This is a genomic window from Pseudomonas sp. JC1203 (assembly GCF_056175065.1).
On the sequence record NZ_JBWCAM010000001.1, the window covers coordinates 260472 to 278893 of the forward strand.

Here is an 18422-nt window from a genome sequence, read left to right on the forward strand (position 1 = left end):
CTCGCGGGCCCCCCCCCCCCCCCCCGGACCGAGGGCCTGGCAAGCCAGCTCCCACAGGTACGTAGTCAGGCAGCAGGGTGTTTGAATTCACTGGCGATATGGTTGTGGGGCAACCGCGCGCCATGCTCGAAGAGTTTTTCGCGCAGGGTGCCGTCGCCGTATTTGGTCTTGTAGCGCCCGCGCTTTTGCAGCTCTGGCACTACCAGGTCGATGAAATCCACGTAGCTTTCCGGGGTGACCGTGCGCGCCAGGTTGAAGCCGTCCAGGCCGGTTTCATCGAGCCAGGCAATCAACTCGTCCGCCACCTGCTCGGGCGCACCGACCAGGGTGATATAGCGGCCGCCCAGGGCGTGCTGGTCCAGCAGCTTGCGGCGGGTCCAGTCGTTGTTCTGCAGGTTCTTGGTGGCCGACTGGATGGCGTTGCTTTTCACGTACTGGATCGGCTCGTCGAGTTCGTACTGGGCGAAGTCGATGCCCGTAGAGCTGGCGAAATGCGCCACGCCGGCCTCGGCGCTGGCGTACTGCAGGTATTCGGCGTGCTTGGCGTGGGCGGCTTCCTCGGTGGCGGCGACGATCACGGTCAGGCCCATGAACACCTTGATGTCCTCGGGGCGCCGGCCTGCCGCAGCAGCGCTGGCGCGTACCTTGTCCACCTGGGCGCGGGTGGCCGCCTTGGTCTGGCCGCTGATGAACACGCATTCGGCGTGGCGGCCGGCGAACAGCAGGCCACGGTCCGAGGCGCCGGCCTGGAACAGCACCGGCGTGCGCTGGGGCGAGGGCTCGCACAGGTGGTAGCCGTTCACCTGGTAGAACTCGCCCTGGTGCTGCACCTTGTGCACCTTGCTCGGCTCGGCATACACCCGGCGTGCCGGGTCGTTGACCACGGCGTCGTCTTCCCAGCTGCCTTCCCACAGTTTGTACAGCACCTGCAGGTATTCATCGGCCTGGTCGTAGCGGCGGTCATGTTCGGCCTGCTCGCTGAGGCCCATGGCCTTGGCGGCGCTGTCCAGGTAGCCGGTGACGATGTTCCAGCCCACGCGGCCACGGCTCAGGTGGTCGAGGGTCGACATGCGCCGGGCGAACAGGTACGGCGGTTCATAGGTGAGGTTGGCGGTCAGGCCGAACCCCAGGTTGCTGGTCACGGCGGCCATGGCCGACACCAGCAGCAGCGGGTCGTTGACCGGCAGCTGGATGGACTCGCGCAGGGGCACGTCGACGCTGTTCTGGTAGACGTCGTACACGCCGACGATGTCGGCAATGAACAGGCCGTCGAACAGGCCGCGCTCCAGGGTCTTCGCCAGCTCGGTCCAGTATTCCAGGGTCTTGTACTGGGTGGACGTGTCGCGCGGGTGCGTCCACAGGCCGTGGTTGATGTGCCCGATGCAGTTCATGTTGAAGGCGTTGAGCAGGATCTTTTTAGCGGGCATCAGATGGTCCCTCGGCGTGGCGGCTTCTCGTCACTGAGGTAGTAGTTGCCGATGGCGTGGTATTTCCAGCGCACCGGGTCGTGCAGGGTGTGCACGCGGGCATTGCGCCAGTGGCGGTCCAGGCCGTGCTCGGCGAGCGTGGCCTGGCTGCCGGCCAGTTCGAACAGGGTGCTGCCGGCCGCCAGCGACACTTCGGTGCTGATGGCGCGGGCTTCGGCGATGGCAATGGAGGCGGCGGCCACGCGGTCCGCGGTGCTGTCGGCCTGGGCCAGGTCGAGGAATTCGCCGGCACGTTCCAACAACGCTTCGGTGGCGTGCAGGCGGATGGCCAGGTGGCCGATGGTCTTCAGGCTCAGCGGGTCGTCCACAGCTTTCTCGACGCCCGAATCGATCCACGGCCGGGTGCGCGTGCGCACAAAATGCAGGGCGTCCTCAAAGGCGGCGCGGGCGATGCCGGTATCGATGGCGGCGTGAAGGATCTGCGCCAGCGGGCCCACTGGGGTAGGGCGCTCGAAGGCGGTCTGGAATGCGATGACGTCCTCGGCGGCCACGTACACGTTGTCGAACAGCACCGAGCCGCTGCCCGTAGTGCGCTGGCCGAAGCCGCTCCAGTCGTCGATCACCTGCAGGCCGTGGCTGTCGCGGGGCACGAAGGCCAGGTGCTGCACACCCTGCTCGTCCACCACCGAGGTAGGAATGCGCTGGGCATACAGGGCGCCGGTGGCGTAGAACTTGCGGCCATGGATGCGGTAGCCGTCGCCGTCGCGGGTGATTCGTGTGGTGCGGTCGTGGGCGGTCCTGGTACCCAGTTCGGCCAGGGCGTTGCCGAATCGCTGGCCGGCCAGCACTTCGGCGTACAGGCGCTGTTGCTGCGCGGCGCTGCCGTTCACGCGCAGCACTTCCAGGGCGTAGTAATGGTTCTGCGGGATCTGCCCCAGCGAGGCGTCGGCCTGGGCGATGATCGCCACCACCTGGGCCAGGGTGACGTTGGACACCCCGGCGCCGCCGAAGGCCTTGGGTACGCTGATACCCCACAAGCCCGACTGGCTGAACAACGCTAGTTCGGCATGGGGCAGGCGCCGTTCGCGGTCGCGCACGATGCTGTCCTGGCGCAGGGTGGCGGCCAGGTGGTGAGCGGTTTCGATGGCCTGGGCGTCAGAGCGAATCAGCTCCACCGGCCCTGGCTTGGGCGTGAATGCGTTCATTGCGTTCTCCAGTGGTCTGGTCAAATCCAGGAGTGGCGGGCGGGGTGGCTGCCGTTCAGGTGGTAGGCGCCCACCGCGTGGTATTTCCAGCGCACGGGGTCGTGAAGGGTGTGCACGCGGGCGTTGCGCCAGTGGCGGTCGAGGTTGAACTCGGCCAGGGTGGCGCGGCTGCCCGCCAGCTCCAGCAGCTTCTCGCTGGCCTGCAGCGCCACCTCGGTGGTCAGCACCTTGGCTTCGGCCACGGCAATGGAAGCGCGGGCCGCGGCGGCCTCGTCGATGGCCCCGGCGAATACCTCGTCCAGCACCCGGCCGGCCTTGCGCAGCAGTGCCTGGGCGGCGTGCAGCTCCAGGCTCAGGCGGCCGACGTCGGCAATCACGTAGGGGTCGTCGCTGGCGCGCTCGACGTTGGCGTCCACCCACGGGCGCGAGCGTTCGCGGACAAAGGCGATGGTGTCGGCGATGGCTTCTTCGGCAATGCCGGCATCAATGGCCGCTTGAATCAGCTGCGAGACGGCGCCCTGGATATTCGGCCGTTCGCCGCTGCGCCAGTTGTCCACCACCAACTCTGCGGCCACCTGCACGTTGTCCAGCAGCACGGTGCCGCTGGCGGTGGTGCGCTGGCCGAAGCCACTCCAGTCATCGACGATGCGCAGCCCGGCGCTGCCACGGGGCACGAAGGCCATGACCTGGCGGCCTTCATCATTCAGCGCCTTCACGGCCACCCAGTGGGCGAACAGGGCGCCGGTGGAATAGAACTTCTGGCCGTTGAGCACATAGCCCTCGCCCTGGCGGGTGATGCGTGCTTTCAACTCCAGGGTGTTGCGGGTACCGCGTTCGGGGCCGGCATTGCCGATGCGCGCGCCTTGCAGCACCGAGCTGAACAGGTGTTGCTGTTGCTGCTGCGTGGCCACGCCCGGCAGCAGGTGCAGCAGGCCGAACTGGTTCTGCGGGATCTGCCCCAGCGCCGGGTCGGCGGCCGAGACAATGCGGAACACCTCGGCAATGGTGACGAACGATAGCTGCGGGCCGCCGAACTGGCGGGGGATGGAAATACTGCCCAGGCCACTGGCGGTGAACTGCTCCACTTGCGCCCACGGCAGTTGCCGCTCGCGGTCGCGGTAGGCGGCGCCACTGCGGGCGGCGGCAGCCAGTTCATGGGCGGCTTGCAGGGCCTCGGCGTCGCTGCCCAGCACCTTGGCCGGCAGCAACGGTGGCGGGGTGTCCAGATGCGACTGGATGTCGTTGTTGCTGACCATACCGTCCTCACGTCATGAATAGCGCCGCGTTGTCGCGGCGGAAAATGCGCTGGTCCGGTGGTCCGGTTTATATACCCTAATCGTGTATAAAGTTTAAATATACTAACCTTTAGGAATATCAATAGAAGCGGGATCGCGGTACACCCGCACCTGCCTGGCAGGGGCCCAGCCAGACGGGTTGCCGACCTCGTCGAGGATGCAATAAGTGGCTTCCAGGTGGTCGTCCTGGCCCGCCTCGCGGACCACTTTCTTCGGGATTCGGCCGTTGATGGGCAGGCCCACCTGGCCAGGCAGCAGCGGTGGCAGGTCCAGGCGCAGGTCGCCCCAGCGCAAGGTCAGGCAATCGCGGCTGGCCATGTGTTGCCAAGGCTCGATGCTGAATGGCACGCCGCGCTTGAGGGTGTTCAGGCACACCGCGTCGGGCAAGGCCAGCGGGGCGAGGAACTGGTTTTCGCCATGGCCCGGCACGGGGCTGCCGGGGCACTGCAGTTTCACTGTGAAGTCGAGGTTGGGCGAACGCTGCGCGCGAACGCCTATGCGCAGCACGCGGTAATGCAGGCGTGCGTCGCCATTCAAGGCGAAGCTGGCCGGGATCGGCAGTTGCAGGGTGCGGCCAGTCTCGCCGGGCTGCACGGTGTGGGCGGTGACGAAACAGCCGTTCCAGAACAGCTCCAGCAGGTCGCCATGGTCCATGTGCTCCCAGGGCTCTATGGCGGCGTAAAGGTGCTGGGTGGCGTGCAGGCCGATGCCGTGGCTGGCGAGCAGTGGCAGGGCGGGGGGCAGCAGTTCAGATCCGTTGAACAGGTGCATGGCGATTCTCCTTGAAGGCCGGCGTCCTTCATAGGTTGTCGCAAGGGGAGGGTCAAGGTGGGGGGAGTGCCGTTTGTGGGGTTCAGACGCTTCCTACGTGGACCGTGTTGCTCTCGGACGCTGCCTGGCGGCAGCTGCTACAGGCCTGTGTAGCAGCTGCCGCCAGGCGGCGTCGAGGGCGTTTAACCTGCCAGGAACTTGCTGAGAAACTGCTTGGTGCGTTCCTCGCGAGGGTTGGCGAACAACGCTTTCGCCTCGCCTTGTTCCACGATCACACCCTTGTCGAAGAACACCACGCGGTTGGCCACGTCACGGGCGAAGGCCATTTCGTGGGTGACGATGATCATCGTGCGTTTCTCTTCGGCCAGGCTGCGAATGGTCGCCAGCACTTCGCCCACCAGCTCCGGGTCCAGCGCCGAGGTGGGTTCGTCGAACAGAATCACCTCCGGCTCCATGGCCAATGCGCGGGCAATGGCCACCCGTTGTTGCTGCCCACCGGACAGCCTGCGCGGGTAGGCGTCTTCCTTGCCGGCCAGGCCAACCTTGGCCAACAGCTTGCGGCCCAGGGCCTCGGCCTGGGCACGCGGGGTCTTCTTGACCACCACCGGGCCTTCAATCACGTTTTCCAGCGCCGTGCGGTGCGGGAACAGGTTGAAGTTCTGGAACACGAAGCCCACCTGCTGGCGCAGGCGGCGAATCAGGCCTTGTTGCTGGGCGATGCGGCTGCCATCGATCTCGATGTCACCCATGCGAATCCGCCCGCTATCGGGCGTTTCCAGCAGGTTCAGGCAGCGCAGGAAGGTAGTCTTGCCCGAGCCGCTAGGGCCGATGATGGCCACCACTTCACCGGCAGCCACCTGCAGGTCGATGCCCTTGAGCACGGCGTTGCCGTTGAAATGCTTGGTCAGTTTTTCCACCACGATCATGGCGTCAGGACTCCTGGTCATGGCGGTTCACCCGCGCTTCAAGGCGGTTCTGCAGCGCCGACAACGCGCTGGCCAGCACCCAGTAGATCAGCGCTGCGGCCAGGTACATGGTGAACACTTCGAATGTACGCGCGGTGATCAGCTGCGCCTGGCGGAACAGCTCCGGCACCTGGATGGTTGCGGCCAGGGCCGTGTCCTTCACCAGCGAGATGAAGCTGTTGCCCAGCGGCGGCAAAGCCGTGCGCGCCGCTTGCGGCAGGATGGCCCGGCGCAGGGTCTGGCCCCGGGTCATGCCGATGCTGGCAGCCGCTTCCCACTGGCCACGGTCCACGGAACTGATGGCCGCCCGCAGGATTTCACACACATAGGCGGCCATGTTCAGCGAGAAGCCGATCAGCGCCGCCGGCAGCGGGTCCAGCTCGATGCCCACCTGCGGCAGGCCGTAATAAATCACGAACAGCTGCACCAGCAGCGGCGTGCCGCGGAAGAACGACACGTACACCCGCGAAATGCCACGCGCCACCATGAAGCGTGACAAGCGCATCAGGGCCAGGCCGAAGCCCAGCAGCAAACCGAAAAACATACCGCCCAGGCTCAAGAGCACCGTGAATTCGGCACCCTTGAGCAGGAAAGGCGCTGAATCCAGCGCCAGTTTCAGACTTTCTTCAATCATTTGGTCACGTCAGCGTTGAAGTACTTCTGCGACAGCTTGGCCAGGGTGCCGTCCGCGCGCAGTTTGTCGATGGCCTTGTTGATGGCAGCCAGCAGTTCAGGCTCACCCTTGCGCAGGGTCACGCCGGCTTCCTGGCGGGAGAACGCCGGGCCGGAGACGGCCAGGGTGTCGTTGGTCTTGCTGATCAGCTCGAAGGCGGCCAGGCGGTCGACCAGGATGGCGTCGATACGGCCAACGCGCAGGTCCTGGTACTTGGTTGGGTCATCGTCGTAGGTCTTGATGATGGCGCCCGGCACGTTGTCCTTCAGCCATTGCTCGTAGTTGGTGCCAAGGCCCACACCGACTTTCTTGCCGTTCAGGTCGTTGGCCGAGGCGATCTTGCCGGCGTCTTTCTTCTGGGTCAGGGCCTGGATGCCGGACACAGTGTAGGGCTCGGAGAAGTCATACTTCTTCTTGCGCTCTTCGGAGATGGTCACCTGGTTGATGGCCACGTCCAGGCGCTTGGATTCCAGCGCCGCGAGGATACCGTCCCACTTGGTCGGCTGCAGCTTGGCGGTCACGCCCAGCTCTTTGGCCAGGGCCTGGGCGAACTCCACTTCGAAGCCGGTGAGCTTGCCGTTTTCGTCGACAAAGCTGAACGGTGGGTAGGTGCCTTCCAGGCCGACGCTGATGCTGCCCTTGTCCTGGATGGATTTCAGCTCGTCACCGGCCACTGCCTGGCCGATCAGAGCGGAACCCATGACCAGGCCCATGCTGGCAATGAGGAGATTGCGACGCAACGAAGAGAAAGTCATGTGATGCCCCATATGTTGTTGTGAGGGAAGGCACGCATCCTTGCGTTGGTGGCTGATTATCGCCGCCTGTCGTTATGGCTGAAAATAATAAAAAATTCAGCTTTCTTCTATTCCAGCTATATCAGTTCGACCAGATACCCGGGTAGGCGAACAGCGCCGGGGCGCCGCCGGTGTGCAGGAAAATCACCGGGCCGGCGTCCAGGCGCTGGCGGCCGATGCCGTCCAGCAGGCCGGCCATGGCCTTGCCGGTGTACACCGGGTCCAGCAGCAGGCCTTCCTGGTTGGCCACCAGCTTGATGGCCGACAGCGTGCCGGCGTTGGGTTCACCATAGCGCGGGCCGAAGAATTCATCCCACAGGGTGACCTTGAAGCTGTCCGGCAGCGGCACGCCCAGCAGCTCGGCGGTGCGTTCGGCCAGGCCCTGCACCTTGGGGCGCTGGGCCTCGTCGGTGCGGGACACGGTGACGCCGATCACTGGCAGCTGCGGCAGCGACTCGCTCAGGCCCAGGGCCAGGCCGCTGTGGGTGCCGGCGCTGCCCGAGGCCAGCACCACGGCGGCGAAGTCCAGGCCGGTGGCCTTGATTTGCTCGGCCAGTTCCAGGCCGGCGCGCACGTAGCCCAGGGCGCCCAAGGCATTGGAGCCGCCGATGGGCACCAGGTAAGGTTTTTTGCCGCTGTCGGCCAGCCGCTGGGCCAGGGCTTGCAGCTGCTGGTCGGCGTTGTCGAGGTTTTCCACCAGCTCCACCTTGGCATCGAACAGGTCCAGCAGCAGGCGGTTGCCATTGCCCAGGTAATTGCTGTCGTCGGTGGCGATGGGGTTTTCCAGCAGTGCCACGCAGCCCAGGCCCAGCTTGGCGGCGATGGCCGCAGTCTGGCGCACATGGTTGGACTGGATGGCGCCGGCGGTGATCAGGGTGTCGCAGCCTTGGGCCAGGGCGTCGGCGGCCAGGTATTCAAGCTTGCGCAGCTTGTTGCCGCCCATGGCCAGCGGGGTCAGGTCGTCACGCTTCACATAGATATCGCGGCCAACCCACTGTGACAGTCGCTCGAGTTTTTCCAGTGCAGTGGGGGCACCCAGGAGGTCGAGGCGTGGGAAGCGGGCAAGCGATTGCGTGATCATGGGGAATCCGGTGTTGGGGGAAACAGGACTATAGGCAGGCATAGATTGGGGGGCAACCCCACATCCCTGTGGGAGCTGGCTTGCCAGCGAGCTTTTTAGCGGGCCCGAACCGCTCGCTGGCAAGCCAGCTCCCACAAAGCTTATGTTCATAACGTCACCGCCCATCAGAATCCGTTCTTTTTGCGGTGCGACAATCTACCGTACAGTGGGCGCCGAACAGGCGGCCATATCAGGAGTACCCCATCGTGAGCGACAAACCCCAAGCGGCGAACGGCCATTGGCAGTTGCAGTCCATCGTCGGCCAGTTGCGCGGTGCGCGTGAGCAGTGGCGTCGTGAGAACGGGCGCAGCAGCGGCGAGCAGGGGGGCCGGCAGCTGCCGTCGCGCGAAGCGGTGCGCTGCATTCTTGAACAACTGTGCGGGGCGCTGTTCCCCATGCGCCTGGGGCCGGTGGACCTGCGCGAGGAAAGCGAGGACTTCTACGTCGGCCACACCCTGGACGCCGCGCTCAACGCGCTGCTGGCCCAGGCCCGGCTGGAGCTGCGCTACGCCGCACGCCACCAGCAGGCGCAGGAAGACGTGGACGCCCATGCGCTGCAGCTGATCCAGGGCTTCGCCGCAGCGCTGCCCGGGCTGCGCATCCTGCTGGACACCGACGTGCTGGCCGCCTACCACGGCGACCCGGCGGCGCGCAGCGTGGACGAAGTGCTGCTGTGCTACCCCGGCATTCTGGCCGTTATCCACCACCGCCTGGCGCACCACCTGTACCGCGCCGGCCTGCCGCTGCTGGCGCGCATCAGTTCGGAGCTGGCGCATTCGGCCACCGGCATCGACATTCACCCTGGCGCGCAGATCGGCCCCAGCTTCTTCATCGACCATGGCACCGGCGTGGTAATCGGCGAGACGGCGATCATTGGCGAGCGGGTGCGCATCTACCAGGCCGTGACCCTGGGCGCCAAGCGCTTCCCGGCGGACGAGTCGGGGCAACTGCAGAAAGGCCACCCGCGCCACCCGATTGTCGAGGACGACGTGGTGATTTATGCCGGGGCCACCATCCTGGGTCGCATCACCATTGGCAAGGGTTCCACTATTGGCGGCAACGTGTGGCTGACCCGCAACGTGGCGCCGGGCAGCAACCTGACGCAGGCGAATCTGCAGCACGATGACGGGACGCAGAAGTAACCGTGGGAGCTGGCTTGCCAGCGAGCTGTTTAGGCCCGCAAAGCTCGCTGGCAAGCCAGCTCCCACAGGGCCCGGTTTGGAGGGCGGGGCGGTTGTGTGGTTAAATTGAACGGTTGTTCAATTTAAAAGATGTTCGCGATTCGCGTTCTACAGGAGGTCATCCCTTGCTGAAAACGCTCTATTCAGCTGCTTTCCCGCCTTTCGAGGTGCACTGCCAATGAGTGCCTCGTCTTCTCCCGCCAGCGGCAACGTCCGCATGAACCCCCCGGTGTTCTACTTCGCCGCCAGCTTCATCCTGCTGTTCGGCATCGTCGTCATCGCCTTCCCGCAACAAGCCGGGGCCTGGCTTACCGCCGCGCAAGCCTGGGCCGCCAACACCGTTGGCTGGTATTACATGCTGGCCATGACCCTGTATCTGGTCTTCGTGGTGGTCACCGCCTTGTCTGGCTACGGCAAGATCAAGCTCGGTGCCGACCACGACGAGCCCGAATTCAGTTACCTGTCATGGGCCGGCATGCTGTTCGCCGCCGGCATCAGCATTACCCTGTTTTTCTTCTGCGTTTCCGAACCCCTGACCCACATGCTGACGCCGCCGCAAGGCGAGGGCGGCACGCAGGCTGCCGCGCGCCAGGCCATGCAGCTGCTGTTCCTGCACTGGGGCCTGCACGGCTGGGGCGTGTTCGCGTTCGTGGGCATGGCCCTGGCGTACTTCGCCTACCGGCATAACCTGCCGCTGGCGCTGCGCTCGGCCCTGTACCCACTGATCGGCAAGCGCATCAACGGGCCCATCGGCTACGCGGTGGACGGCTTCGGCATCATTGCCACGGTGTTCGGCCTGGGCGCCGACATGGGCTTTGGCGTGCTGCACCTGAATTCCGGCCTGGATATTTTGTTCGGCGTACCGCACACCCAGTGGGTGCAGGTGGTGCTCATCACGCTGATGATGGGCGCGGCGATCATCGTTGCCGTCTCCGGCGTGGACAAGGGCGTGCGAGTGATGTCCGACATCAACATGCTGCTGGCCGTTGCGCTGCTGCTGTTCGTGCTGTTTGCCGGGCCTACCCAGCACCTGCTGACCACGCTGATCCAGAACGTCGGCGACTACTTGGGCGCGCTGCCGTCGAAGAGTTTCGACGTGTACGCCTACGACAAGCCCAGCGACTGGCTGGGCAACTGGACGGTGTTCTACTGGGCCTGGTGGATCGCGTGGGCGCCGTTCGTGGGGCTGTTCATCGCGCGCATTTCCCGTGGCCGCACCATCCGCGAATTCGTCTTCGGCGTGCTGCTGATTCCGCTGGGCTTCACCCTGGCGTGGATGTCGATTTTCGGCAACAGCGCCATCGACATGGTGCTCAACCACGGCATGACGGCCCTCGGCCAGTCGGCCCTGGTGGACCCGGCCAAGACCCTGTACCTGCTGCTGGAAACCTACCCTTGGAGCCGCACGGTGATTGCCGTGACGGTGTTCATCAGCTTCGTGTTCTTCGTCACCTCGGCAGACTCGGGCACCGTGGTGCTGTCGACCTTGTCGGCCCGTGGCGGCAACGCCGATGAAGACGGGCCCAAGTGGCTGCGAGTGTTCTGGGGCGTGATGACCGCGGTCATCACCAGCGGGCTGCTGTTCGCCGGCAGCATCGACTCGCTGAAATCGGCGGTGGTGCTGACCTCGCTGCCGTTCTCGCTGATTTTGCTGGCGATGATGTGGGGCCTGCACAAGGCGTTCTACCTGGAGTCCCAGCGCAAGATCGCGCAGATGTACTCCCTGGCTCCGGTGGCCACCAACGCCCGCCGCGGCCGTGGTGGCTGGCGCCAGCGCCTGAGCCAGGCCGTGCACTTCCCCTCGCGGGACGAGGTGTACCGCTTCATGGACACCCTGGTGCGCCCGGCCATCGAGGAAGTCTCGGCGGTGTTCACCGAGAAAGGCCTGAAGGTGGTGACCCAGGAGGACCTCAGCCACGACCAGGTCAGCCTGGAAATCGGCCACGGCGAAGAGCGCCCGTTCATCTACCAGGTGCAGATGCGCGGCTACTTCACGCCGTCGTTCGCCCGTGGCGGCATGGGCACCAAGGAGCTGAAGAACCGTCGTTACTACCGCGCCGAGGTGCATTTGGCCGAGGGTAGCCAGGACTACGACCTGGTGGGCTACACCCGTGAGCAGGTGATCAACGACATCCTCGACCAGTACGAGCGGCATATGCAGTTCCTGCACATGGTCCGCTAACCCCCTGTAGCAGCGGCCGCAGGCCGCGTCACAGCCTACGCGGTACAGCTGATGCACCGCGTGTGGCGGACGCAGCCTTCGGCAGCTGCTACGAGGGTGAGTTAGACAATGCCGCCGTTGGCGCGCAGAGTCTGGCCGTTGACCCAGCCGCTGTCCCGCCCCGCCAGGAACGCCACCACGCTGGCGATATCCTCCGGCTGCCCAAGGCGCTCCAGCGGCGGCAGCTTGGCGAAGTGCTGGATCTGCTCTTCGCTTTTCCCCCTCAGGAACAACTCGGTGGCCACCGGCCCCGGTGCCACGGCGTTGACGGTGATTCCGCGCCCGCGCAGCTCTTTTGCAAATACATGGGTCATGGCTTCCACTGCCGCCTTGCTGGCGTTGTAGATGGCATAGCCAGGCAGCTTCAGGCCCAGCGCCGAACTTGAGAAATTGATCACCCGCCCGCCATCGTTCAGGCGCGCGGCCGCTTCGCGCAGGGCGTTGAAGGTGCCGCGGGTGTTGATGGCGAAGATCTGTTCGTACAGCTCGTCCGAGGTTTCGGCGATGGGGGCAGGCTTCATGATGCCGGCGTTGTTCACCAGCACGTCAACCTTGCCCAGCTGCTGTTCGGTGGTATCGAACAGCTGGCGCATGTCGCTGCTGCTGGCCACATCGGCCTCCACGGCAATGGCGCGGCCGCCGGCTGCGTTGATCTGGCTGGCCAGGGCCTCGGCCTCAACGGCGCTGCTGGCGTAGTTGACGGCCACCGCGAAGCCCTCGCGGGCCAGGCGCTGGGCGATGACGGCGCCGATGCCGCGGGAGGCACCGGTGACAATGGCTACTTTGCTCATGGGAGATGTCCTGTGTCGGGTAGGGGTGAAACAGAGGTTCACATGTTTACCCAGCCCGATAAATGCGCCAGAGTTGCCTTGACTGTTCAACTTTTGCCAACAATCAGGGGGCCGCATGGATCAGGTTCGCGCCATGAAAATCTTCGTGCGCATCTTCGAGCGCAGCAGCTTCACCCTGGCCGCCGAAGACCTGAACATGCCCCGCGCCACGCTGACCCACAGCCTCAACCAGTTCGAAGCCTGGGTGGGCACGCGGCTGCTGGAGCGCAGCACCCGGCGCGTACGCCCCACGCTGGACGGCGAGGCCTACTACACCCGTTGCGTACGCCTGCTGGCGGAGTTGGAAGAGGCCGAATTGGCCTTCCGCCAAGTGGCGCCCAAGGGCCGCTTGCGGGTAGACCTGCACGGCTCGCTCGCCAGCTACTTCGTGGTGCCGGCGCTGCCCGAGTTCATCGCCCGCTACCCGGATATCGAGCTATCGTTCAGCGAGGCGGACCGTTTCGTCGACCTGATCGAGGAGGGCGTGGACTGTGTGGTGCGCGCCGGCAACCTGGGCGACTCATCGCTGATCGGCCGGCGGGTGGCGAACCTGCCGCAGGTGACTTGCGCCAGCCCCGCCTACCTGCGCGCGCACGGCGAGCCGCAGGTGCTGGCGGATTTGCAGCAGCACAAGGCGGTGAACTACGTGTCGCGCACCTCGAACAAGCCGTTCCCTTTCGAATTCATGGTCGACGGCGAGGTGGTGGAAGTGCAGGTGCCGGGGGCCATCTCGGTGTTCGGCACACAGATCTACGCGGCGGCGGCGATTGCCGGGCTGGGGCTGTTCCAGGTGCCGCGCTACCGCGTGGCGCTGCCGATTCAGCAGGGCTTGCTACGCGAAGTGCTGCCGCAGTTCCCGCCACCGCCCATGCCGGTGTCGGTGCTATACCCGCAGAACCGCCACATGGCGCCGCGGGTGCGGGTGTTCGTGGATTGGGTGGCGGAGGTTTTTCAAGGAAAAACCTGGTAGGAGCCGACCTTGGTCGCGATGGCGTCCTCAAGGGCCCCATCGCGACCAAGGTCGGCTGCTACGGGGTCAGGCGCTTTCGCGTTCGATCAGGCGGCACTCCAACAGGTTCAGCCGCTCCACTTCCACCTCGCCCAAACTCTCCAATACCCGCGTCGCCGCCAACACGCCAATCTCCAGCGCCGGCGGCTTGATGGTGGTCAAACTGGGCATCAGCATCTCGGCAAACGGGTAATCGCCAAACCCCACCACCGCACAATCCTCGGGGATCTTCACCCCCGCCCGCTGCCCCGCCAGCATGCCGCCGGCCGCCAGGTTGTCGTTGGCAAAGATAATCGCCTGGGGCGGCTGCTCACCCGCCATCAACGCCTGCATGGCCTGCTTGCCGGCCTCGAACGGCGCCAGGCCTTCCTGCGGCGCGAACACCTGCGGCGCAAGGCCCAACTCGGCCATCGTGGCGCTGTAGCCGTCGCGCCGCTCCAGCGCGCTGAAGTCGCCGGCCGCGCTGTTCTGCACGAAGGCGATGCGCTGGTAGCCCTTGCCATGCAGGTAACGGGTGGCCGTGACCCCCACCTGGAAGTGCGAGAAACCGATCTGGATGGGGCTGCGCTCGGGCCGGTAGTCCCAGGTCTCGATCAGCGGAATGTCCGCCTCGGCGATCATCTTCTCGGTGGCTTCGCTATGGAAATGGCTGGTCAGCACCAGCGCCGCCGGTGACCAGCCGAGGAACGCGCGCACGGCGCTTTCCTCCTGCTCTACCGAGAAGTAACTGGAGGCCAGCAGCAGCTGGTAACCATGGCGGCTGAGGGTGTCGCTGAAGCCCTGGATGGTGTTGGCGAAGATCGGCCCGGAGATGTTGGGAATCACCATGCCCACAATGCGCCCACGCGCCGAGGCCAGGCCGCCGGCCACCAGGTTGGGCACGTAGCCCAGCTCGTCCACGGCTGCCTTGATGCGCTCGCGGCGCTCGGGCGACACCTGCTCGGGCTGGTTGAAATAGCGCGACACGGTAATCGCCGACACCCCGGCATGGCGGGCCACGGTGTTCAACGTGACCCGACCGGCGCCACGCCGCTTGCGCTTGTCGTCGCTCACTTCAATCTCCTGATAAAACCTAAACGCATATAAAAGTAATTTTTCAGTATTGGACGGTCTATGTGTGGATTGCCGATACTTTCGATGTTAGCGCTAACAAAGTGCTTTGTCTGCTACTCGCTCGAGCGAATGCCCACGACACCTTTTCTGCGAAACGACAGACGCAGTGGCCGCAGAGCCACGGCCAGGGCATAACCTTCGAGCAGGGCATCCGACATGCAAAACCGATTTGGGGATCGTTTCAAAACCACCGCGCTGGTACAGGCCTTCGGCTGGACCCTTGCCGCCTGCGCGGCCATGCCGCTGGGCGCGGTGCAGGCAGCGGATGCCACCACCACAGCCGACAGCAGCGCGGAACCGGTGCTGAAATCGGTGACCGTCACCGCCACCCGCCGCGAAGAGTCGCTGCAGAAAGTGCCCGTGGCCGTCACCGTGGTGGATGGTGAGCAGTTGGGGCGCGAGAACCGCACCAACATCGAAAGCATCGTGCAGCAGATTCCCACGGTGAACTTCCGCACCGGCGCATCGAACAAGGACACCTCGCTGTTCATTCGCGGCGTGGGCACTATCTCCACCTCACCGGGCGTGGAGCCCACCGTGGCCACCGTGGTCGACGGCGTGGTGTACGGCCGCCCGGGCATGGCCACCCTCGACCTGCTGGACCTGGACCGCATTGAAGTGCTGCGCGGCCCGCAGGGCACGCTGTTCGGCAAGAACGCCTCGGCCGGCGTGCTCAACATCGTCACCAAGGCGCCCACCGACGAGACCCACGGCTACGTGGAGCAGTCCTACTACCAGGGCAACGAAAGCCGCACCCGCTTCGGCATCGGCGGCACGCTGATCCCCGGCGTGCTGAAGGGCAACGTCACCGCGCTGGTCAGCGACTACGACGGCAACGTGCACAACAAGGCCAACGGCCAGGAGCTCAACGGCTACAACCGCAAGGGCGCGCGCGGCAAGCTGGAGTTCACCCCCAACGAAGACTTCAAGCTGACCCTGTCCGCCGACTACATGAACGCCGCCAGCGACGCCCCCAACGGCGTGGTCGCCGCCAGCACCCTGGCGTCGTTCGGCAGCGCACTGTCGCCGGTCACCGCCAGCTCGCACAACCGCGACATCGTCAGCGACTACCGCACCCACGTCGATGACATCAACAAGGGCCTCTCCGCGCAGGCCGACTGGAACCTGGGCGACTACACCCTGACCTCGATCACCGCCTGGCGTGGCTGGAACAACGACCAGTGGCAGGACGCCGACCGCCTGGCTACCATCAGCGCCGCCTACCCGGGCATTCAGGACAAAGGCACGCTGGACTACGACCAGTACAGCCAGGAGCTGCGCCTGGCCTCGCCCAAGGGCGAGTTCATGGAATACGTGGCCGGCCTGTACTACATGCACGCCCGCGACAAGGAAACCTACGGCCGCACGCTCATCACCCCGACCGCCACCAACAGCGGCCTGGCCAACTACGGCACCACCAGCGACAGCTACGCGGTATTCGGCGAGAACACCTTCAACTTCACCCCCACCTTCCGCGGCATCGCCGGCCTGCGCTGGACCCACGATGAGCTGAAATACGACCACGAGCGCACCTCCACCTCGGCCGTGGCGGTGAACGGCATCAACCCGGCCACCAGCAGCTCGGGTGACACCAACGCCGAAGGCTGGTCGGGCCGCCTGGGCCTGCAGTACGACCTCAGCGACAACGTCACCAGCTACCTGACCTACTCGCGCGGCTACAAGGGCCCGGCCTACAACGTGTTCTTCAACATGCAGCCGCGTGACACCGACGCGCTCAAGCCGGAAACCTCGAACACCTGGGAACTGGGCGTGAAGGCCACCAGCTGGAACAACCGCCTGACCACCAACCTTGCGGTGTTCCACAGCCAGTACAACAACTACCAGGCCAACTTCTACGACACCGTGGCCAACCAGGTGGTGACCCGCCTGATCAACGCCGGCACGGTGAGCACCGAAGGCGTGGAGGGCGACTGGGCCCTGCAGGCCACCCGCAACCTGAAACTGTCGGGTGCGTTCGCCTATACCCACGCCCGCATCGACCAGTTCAGCTGCCCGGCAGGCGCTGCCGCTTCGTGCGACGTCAACGGCAAGACCCTGCCGTTCAGCCCGGACTGGAAAACCTACGTGCGTGCCGACTACGACATCCCGCTGGACAACGGCATGGACATCGAACTGGGCACCGACTTCAACTGGCAGAGCAATGTGCAGTACGACATCAGCCAGAACCCGCTGACCGAGCAGGGCGCCTACGGCATCTGGAACGCCAGCGTAGCCCTGGCCGACTACGGCAGCGGCTGGCGCGTATCGCTGGAAGGCAAGAACCTGGCGAACAAGTCCTACTCGCCACTGCTGGCCAGCGGCACCGGCTACATCTACCGCGCGGTACCGCGTGACGACCAACGTTACTTCGGCATTCAAGTACGCAAGGACTTCTGAACATGAGCCAGGCACCACGACAACTGAAATTGGGCGCGTTCCTGATGGCAACCGGTCACCACGTGGCCGCCTGGCGGCACCCAGAAGTGCCGGCCAACGCCGGGCTGGATTTCAAGCACTACAAGCACCTGGCCCAGGTGGCCGAGCGCGCCCGCTTCGATACGCTGTTCGTGGCCGACAGCGTGGCGGCGGCCACCGGCGACATCGCCAGCCGCATGGCGCGCTCCGACCACTTCGAGCCGCTGACCCTGCTGTCGGCGCTGAGCGCGGTCACCGAGCACATCGGCCTGATCAGCACCGTCACCACCAGCTACAACGAGCCCTACCACGTAGCCCGCAAGTTTGCCTCGCTGGACCACCTGTCCGGCGGCCGCGCCGGTTGGAACCTGGTGACCTCGGACGCCGCTGCCGAAGCACTGAACTTCGGCCGTGACGCACACATCGGCCATGCCGAGCGCTACAGCCGCGCCCGCGAGTTCTACCAAGTGGTCACCGGCCTGTGGGACAGCTGGGCCGACGACGCTTTCACCCGCGACAAGGCCAGCGGCCAATACTACGACCCGGCCAAGTTGCACGTGCTCAACCACAGCGGCGAACACTTCAAGGTCAAGGGGCCGCTCAACGTCGCCCGCTCGCCCCAGGGCCGGCCGGTGATCGTGCAGGCCGGCTCCTCGGAAACCGGCCGCGAGCTGGCGGCGCAAACCGCTGAAGTGGTCTTTACTGCCCAGACTTCGCTGGCCAACGCCCAGGCGTTCTACGCCGATTTGAAAGGCCGGCTGGCGAAGTTCGGGCGCAGCCCCGATTCACTGAAAATCATGCCCGGCGTGTTCGTGGTGGTAGGGGAGACCGAAGCCCTGGCGCGGGAAAAATTCGAGGCGTTCCAGGCTTTGGTCGAACCCGAAGTCGGCGTGGCGCTGTTAGGGCGTATGCTCGGTAACTTCGACCTGTCCGGCTACCCGCTGGACGGCCCGCTGCCCGAGCTGCCGCTGACCGACAGCGGCCAGCAAAGCCGGCAGAAACTGCTGACCGAGCTGGCCGGGCGCGAGCAGTTGAGCCTGGCCGAACTGGGCCGCAAGATCGCCGGTGGCCGTGGGCATTACAGCCTGATCGGAACCGCGGTGCAGATTGCCGATCAGTTGCAGGCATGGTTCGAACAAGGCGCGGCCGACGGCTTCAACGTGCTGGTGCCGCATTTGCCCGGCGGCCTGGAAGACTTCGCCGACCACGTGGTGCCCGAGCTGCAACGCCGCGGGCTGTTCAGGACCGAGTACGAAGGCACCACGCTGCGCGAGAACCTGGGGCTGGAGAAACCCACGAACCCATTCTTCTGACAGCCAGCGGTGTGAATGCTTTTGTGGGAGCGGGGGGGGGGGCGCGGGGGGTTTGGGGGCCAAAAAAAAGCGGGCACCCCCCCAGCACCC

At 65.3% G+C, this 18422-nt stretch carries 15 protein-coding genes; 5 read left to right on the forward strand and 10 right to left on the reverse strand.

Features of this window, described 5'->3' with window-relative positions; genetic code table 11:
* Positions 1 to 65: 65 nt before the first annotated feature.
* The 8 genes from AC0SZ7_RS01235 to AC0SZ7_RS01270 form a co-directional block, all read right to left on the reverse strand.
* Complete coding sequence (locus AC0SZ7_RS01235) at positions 66 to 1427, reverse strand: LLM class flavin-dependent oxidoreductase (RefSeq protein WP_475502617.1); 1362 nt, start codon at positions 1425 to 1427, stop codon at positions 66 to 68.
* Positions 1427 to 2632 (reverse strand): SfnB family sulfur acquisition oxidoreductase, encoded by a 1206-nt coding sequence (locus AC0SZ7_RS01240; RefSeq protein ID WP_475502618.1) that lies wholly within the window; start codon positions 2630 to 2632, stop codon positions 1427 to 1429. Before AC0SZ7_RS01240 ends, AC0SZ7_RS01235 begins: the two co-directional genes overlap by 1 nt.
* A 20-nt stretch (positions 2633 to 2652) precedes the next feature.
* Positions 2653 to 3888 (reverse strand): SfnB family sulfur acquisition oxidoreductase, encoded by a 1236-nt coding sequence (locus AC0SZ7_RS01245; RefSeq protein WP_475502619.1) that lies wholly within the window; start codon positions 3886 to 3888, stop codon positions 2653 to 2655.
* A gap of 102 nt (positions 3889 to 3990) precedes the next feature.
* Positions 3991 to 4698: a hypothetical protein gene (locus AC0SZ7_RS01250; protein WP_475502620.1), complete on the reverse strand. Its 708-nt coding sequence runs from the start codon at positions 4696 to 4698 to the stop codon at positions 3991 to 3993.
* A gap of 182 nt (positions 4699 to 4880) precedes the next feature.
* A complete protein-coding gene (tcyN, locus tag AC0SZ7_RS01255) occupies positions 4881 to 5624 on the reverse strand; it encodes an L-cystine ABC transporter ATP-binding protein TcyN (RefSeq protein ID WP_475502970.1) in 744 nt (247 codons plus the stop codon).
* Between the two features lie 4 nt (positions 5625 to 5628).
* Positions 5629 to 6297, reverse strand: a complete 669-nt coding sequence (gene tcyL / locus AC0SZ7_RS01260) for a cystine ABC transporter permease (protein WP_475502621.1) — start codon at positions 6295 to 6297, stop codon at positions 5629 to 5631.
* Entirely contained in the window at positions 6294 to 7091 is a 798-nt protein-coding gene (gene tcyJ / locus AC0SZ7_RS01265) for a cystine ABC transporter substrate-binding protein (RefSeq protein WP_475502622.1), read from the reverse strand. Before tcyJ ends, tcyL begins: the two co-directional genes overlap by 4 nt.
* 121 nt (positions 7092 to 7212) lie before the next feature.
* A complete protein-coding gene (locus AC0SZ7_RS01270; protein ID WP_475502623.1) occupies positions 7213 to 8211 on the reverse strand; it encodes a D-cysteine desulfhydrase in 999 nt (332 codons plus the stop codon).
* 245 nt (positions 8212 to 8456) lie between these two features.
* On the opposite strand from AC0SZ7_RS01270, the gene epsC reads away from it, so the two are divergent.
* Together epsC and betT are read left to right on the forward strand one after the other, a co-directional pair.
* Complete coding sequence (epsC, locus tag AC0SZ7_RS01275; protein ID WP_475502624.1) at positions 8457 to 9392, forward strand: serine O-acetyltransferase EpsC; 936 nt, start codon at positions 8457 to 8459, stop codon at positions 9390 to 9392.
* Positions 9393 to 9648: 256 nt separating this feature from the next.
* Positions 9649 to 11613 (forward strand): choline transporter BetT, encoded by a 1965-nt coding sequence (betT, locus tag AC0SZ7_RS01280; protein ID WP_475502971.1) that lies wholly within the window; start codon positions 9649 to 9651, stop codon positions 11611 to 11613.
* A gap of 101 nt (positions 11614 to 11714) precedes the next feature.
* Here the strand turns inward: betT and AC0SZ7_RS01285 are convergent, their stop codons facing one another.
* Positions 11715 to 12443: an SDR family oxidoreductase gene (locus AC0SZ7_RS01285; RefSeq protein ID WP_475502625.1), complete on the reverse strand. Its 729-nt coding sequence runs from the start codon at positions 12441 to 12443 to the stop codon at positions 11715 to 11717.
* Positions 12444 to 12558: 115 nt separating this feature from the next.
* On the opposite strand from AC0SZ7_RS01285, the gene AC0SZ7_RS01290 reads away from it, so the two are divergent.
* Positions 12559 to 13452: a LysR family transcriptional regulator gene (locus tag AC0SZ7_RS01290; protein ID WP_475502626.1), complete on the forward strand. Its 894-nt coding sequence runs from the start codon at positions 12559 to 12561 to the stop codon at positions 13450 to 13452.
* A gap of 66 nt (positions 13453 to 13518) precedes the next feature.
* Here AC0SZ7_RS01290 and AC0SZ7_RS01295 read toward each other — a convergent pair whose 3' ends face one another.
* The gene (locus AC0SZ7_RS01295; protein ID WP_475502627.1) at positions 13519 to 14544 is read right to left on the reverse strand and encodes a LacI family DNA-binding transcriptional regulator; all 1026 of its coding nucleotides are present in this window, start codon (positions 14542 to 14544) and stop codon (positions 13519 to 13521) included.
* 216 nt (positions 14545 to 14760) lie between these two features.
* Between AC0SZ7_RS01295 and AC0SZ7_RS01300 the strand changes: the two genes are divergently transcribed.
* Together AC0SZ7_RS01300 and AC0SZ7_RS01305 are read left to right on the forward strand one after the other, a co-directional pair.
* Positions 14761 to 17001, forward strand: a complete 2241-nt coding sequence (locus AC0SZ7_RS01300; protein ID WP_475502628.1) for a TonB-dependent receptor — start codon at positions 14761 to 14763, stop codon at positions 16999 to 17001.
* 2 nt (positions 17002 to 17003) lie between these two features.
* A complete protein-coding gene (locus tag AC0SZ7_RS01305) occupies positions 17004 to 18332 on the forward strand; it encodes an LLM class flavin-dependent oxidoreductase (RefSeq protein ID WP_475502629.1) in 1329 nt (442 codons plus the stop codon).
* Positions 18333 to 18422 lie beyond the last annotated feature (90 nt).

Excerpts from the sequence above, each read along its gene's own strand:
- tcyJ (WP_475502622.1), bottom strand. The coding sequence starts at position 7,091 with ATGACTTTCTCTTCGTTGCGTCGCAATCTCCTCATTGCCAGCATGGGC.
- tcyN (WP_475502970.1), bottom strand. The coding sequence starts at position 5,624 with ATGATCGTGGTGGAAAAACTGACCAAGCATTTCAACGGCAACGCCGTG.
- AC0SZ7_RS01235 (WP_475502617.1), bottom strand. The coding sequence starts at position 1,427 with ATGCCCGCTAAAAAGATCCTGCTCAACGCCTTCAACATGAACTGCATC.
- betT (WP_475502971.1), top strand. The coding sequence starts at position 9,649 with ATGAACCCCCCGGTGTTCTACTTCGCCGCCAGCTTCATCCTGCTGTTC.
- tcyL (WP_475502621.1), bottom strand. The coding sequence starts at position 6,297 with ATGATTGAAGAAAGTCTGAAACTGGCGCTGGATTCAGCGCCTTTCCTG.
- AC0SZ7_RS01245 (WP_475502619.1), bottom strand. The coding sequence starts at position 3,888 with ATGGTCAGCAACAACGACATCCAGTCGCATCTGGACACCCCGCCACCG.
- AC0SZ7_RS01285 (WP_475502625.1), bottom strand. The coding sequence starts at position 12,443 with ATGAGCAAAGTAGCCATTGTCACCGGTGCCTCCCGCGGCATCGGCGCC.
- AC0SZ7_RS01305 (WP_475502629.1), top strand. The coding sequence starts at position 17,004 with ATGAGCCAGGCACCACGACAACTGAAATTGGGCGCGTTCCTGATGGCA.
- AC0SZ7_RS01250 (WP_475502620.1), bottom strand. The coding sequence starts at position 4,698 with ATGCACCTGTTCAACGGATCTGAACTGCTGCCCCCCGCCCTGCCACTG.
- AC0SZ7_RS01300 (WP_475502628.1), top strand. The coding sequence starts at position 14,761 with ATGCAAAACCGATTTGGGGATCGTTTCAAAACCACCGCGCTGGTACAG.
- AC0SZ7_RS01270 (WP_475502623.1), bottom strand. The coding sequence starts at position 8,211 with ATGATCACGCAATCGCTTGCCCGCTTCCCACGCCTCGACCTCCTGGGT.
- AC0SZ7_RS01290 (WP_475502626.1), top strand. The coding sequence starts at position 12,559 with ATGGATCAGGTTCGCGCCATGAAAATCTTCGTGCGCATCTTCGAGCGC.
- AC0SZ7_RS01240 (WP_475502618.1), bottom strand. The coding sequence starts at position 2,632 with ATGAACGCATTCACGCCCAAGCCAGGGCCGGTGGAGCTGATTCGCTCT.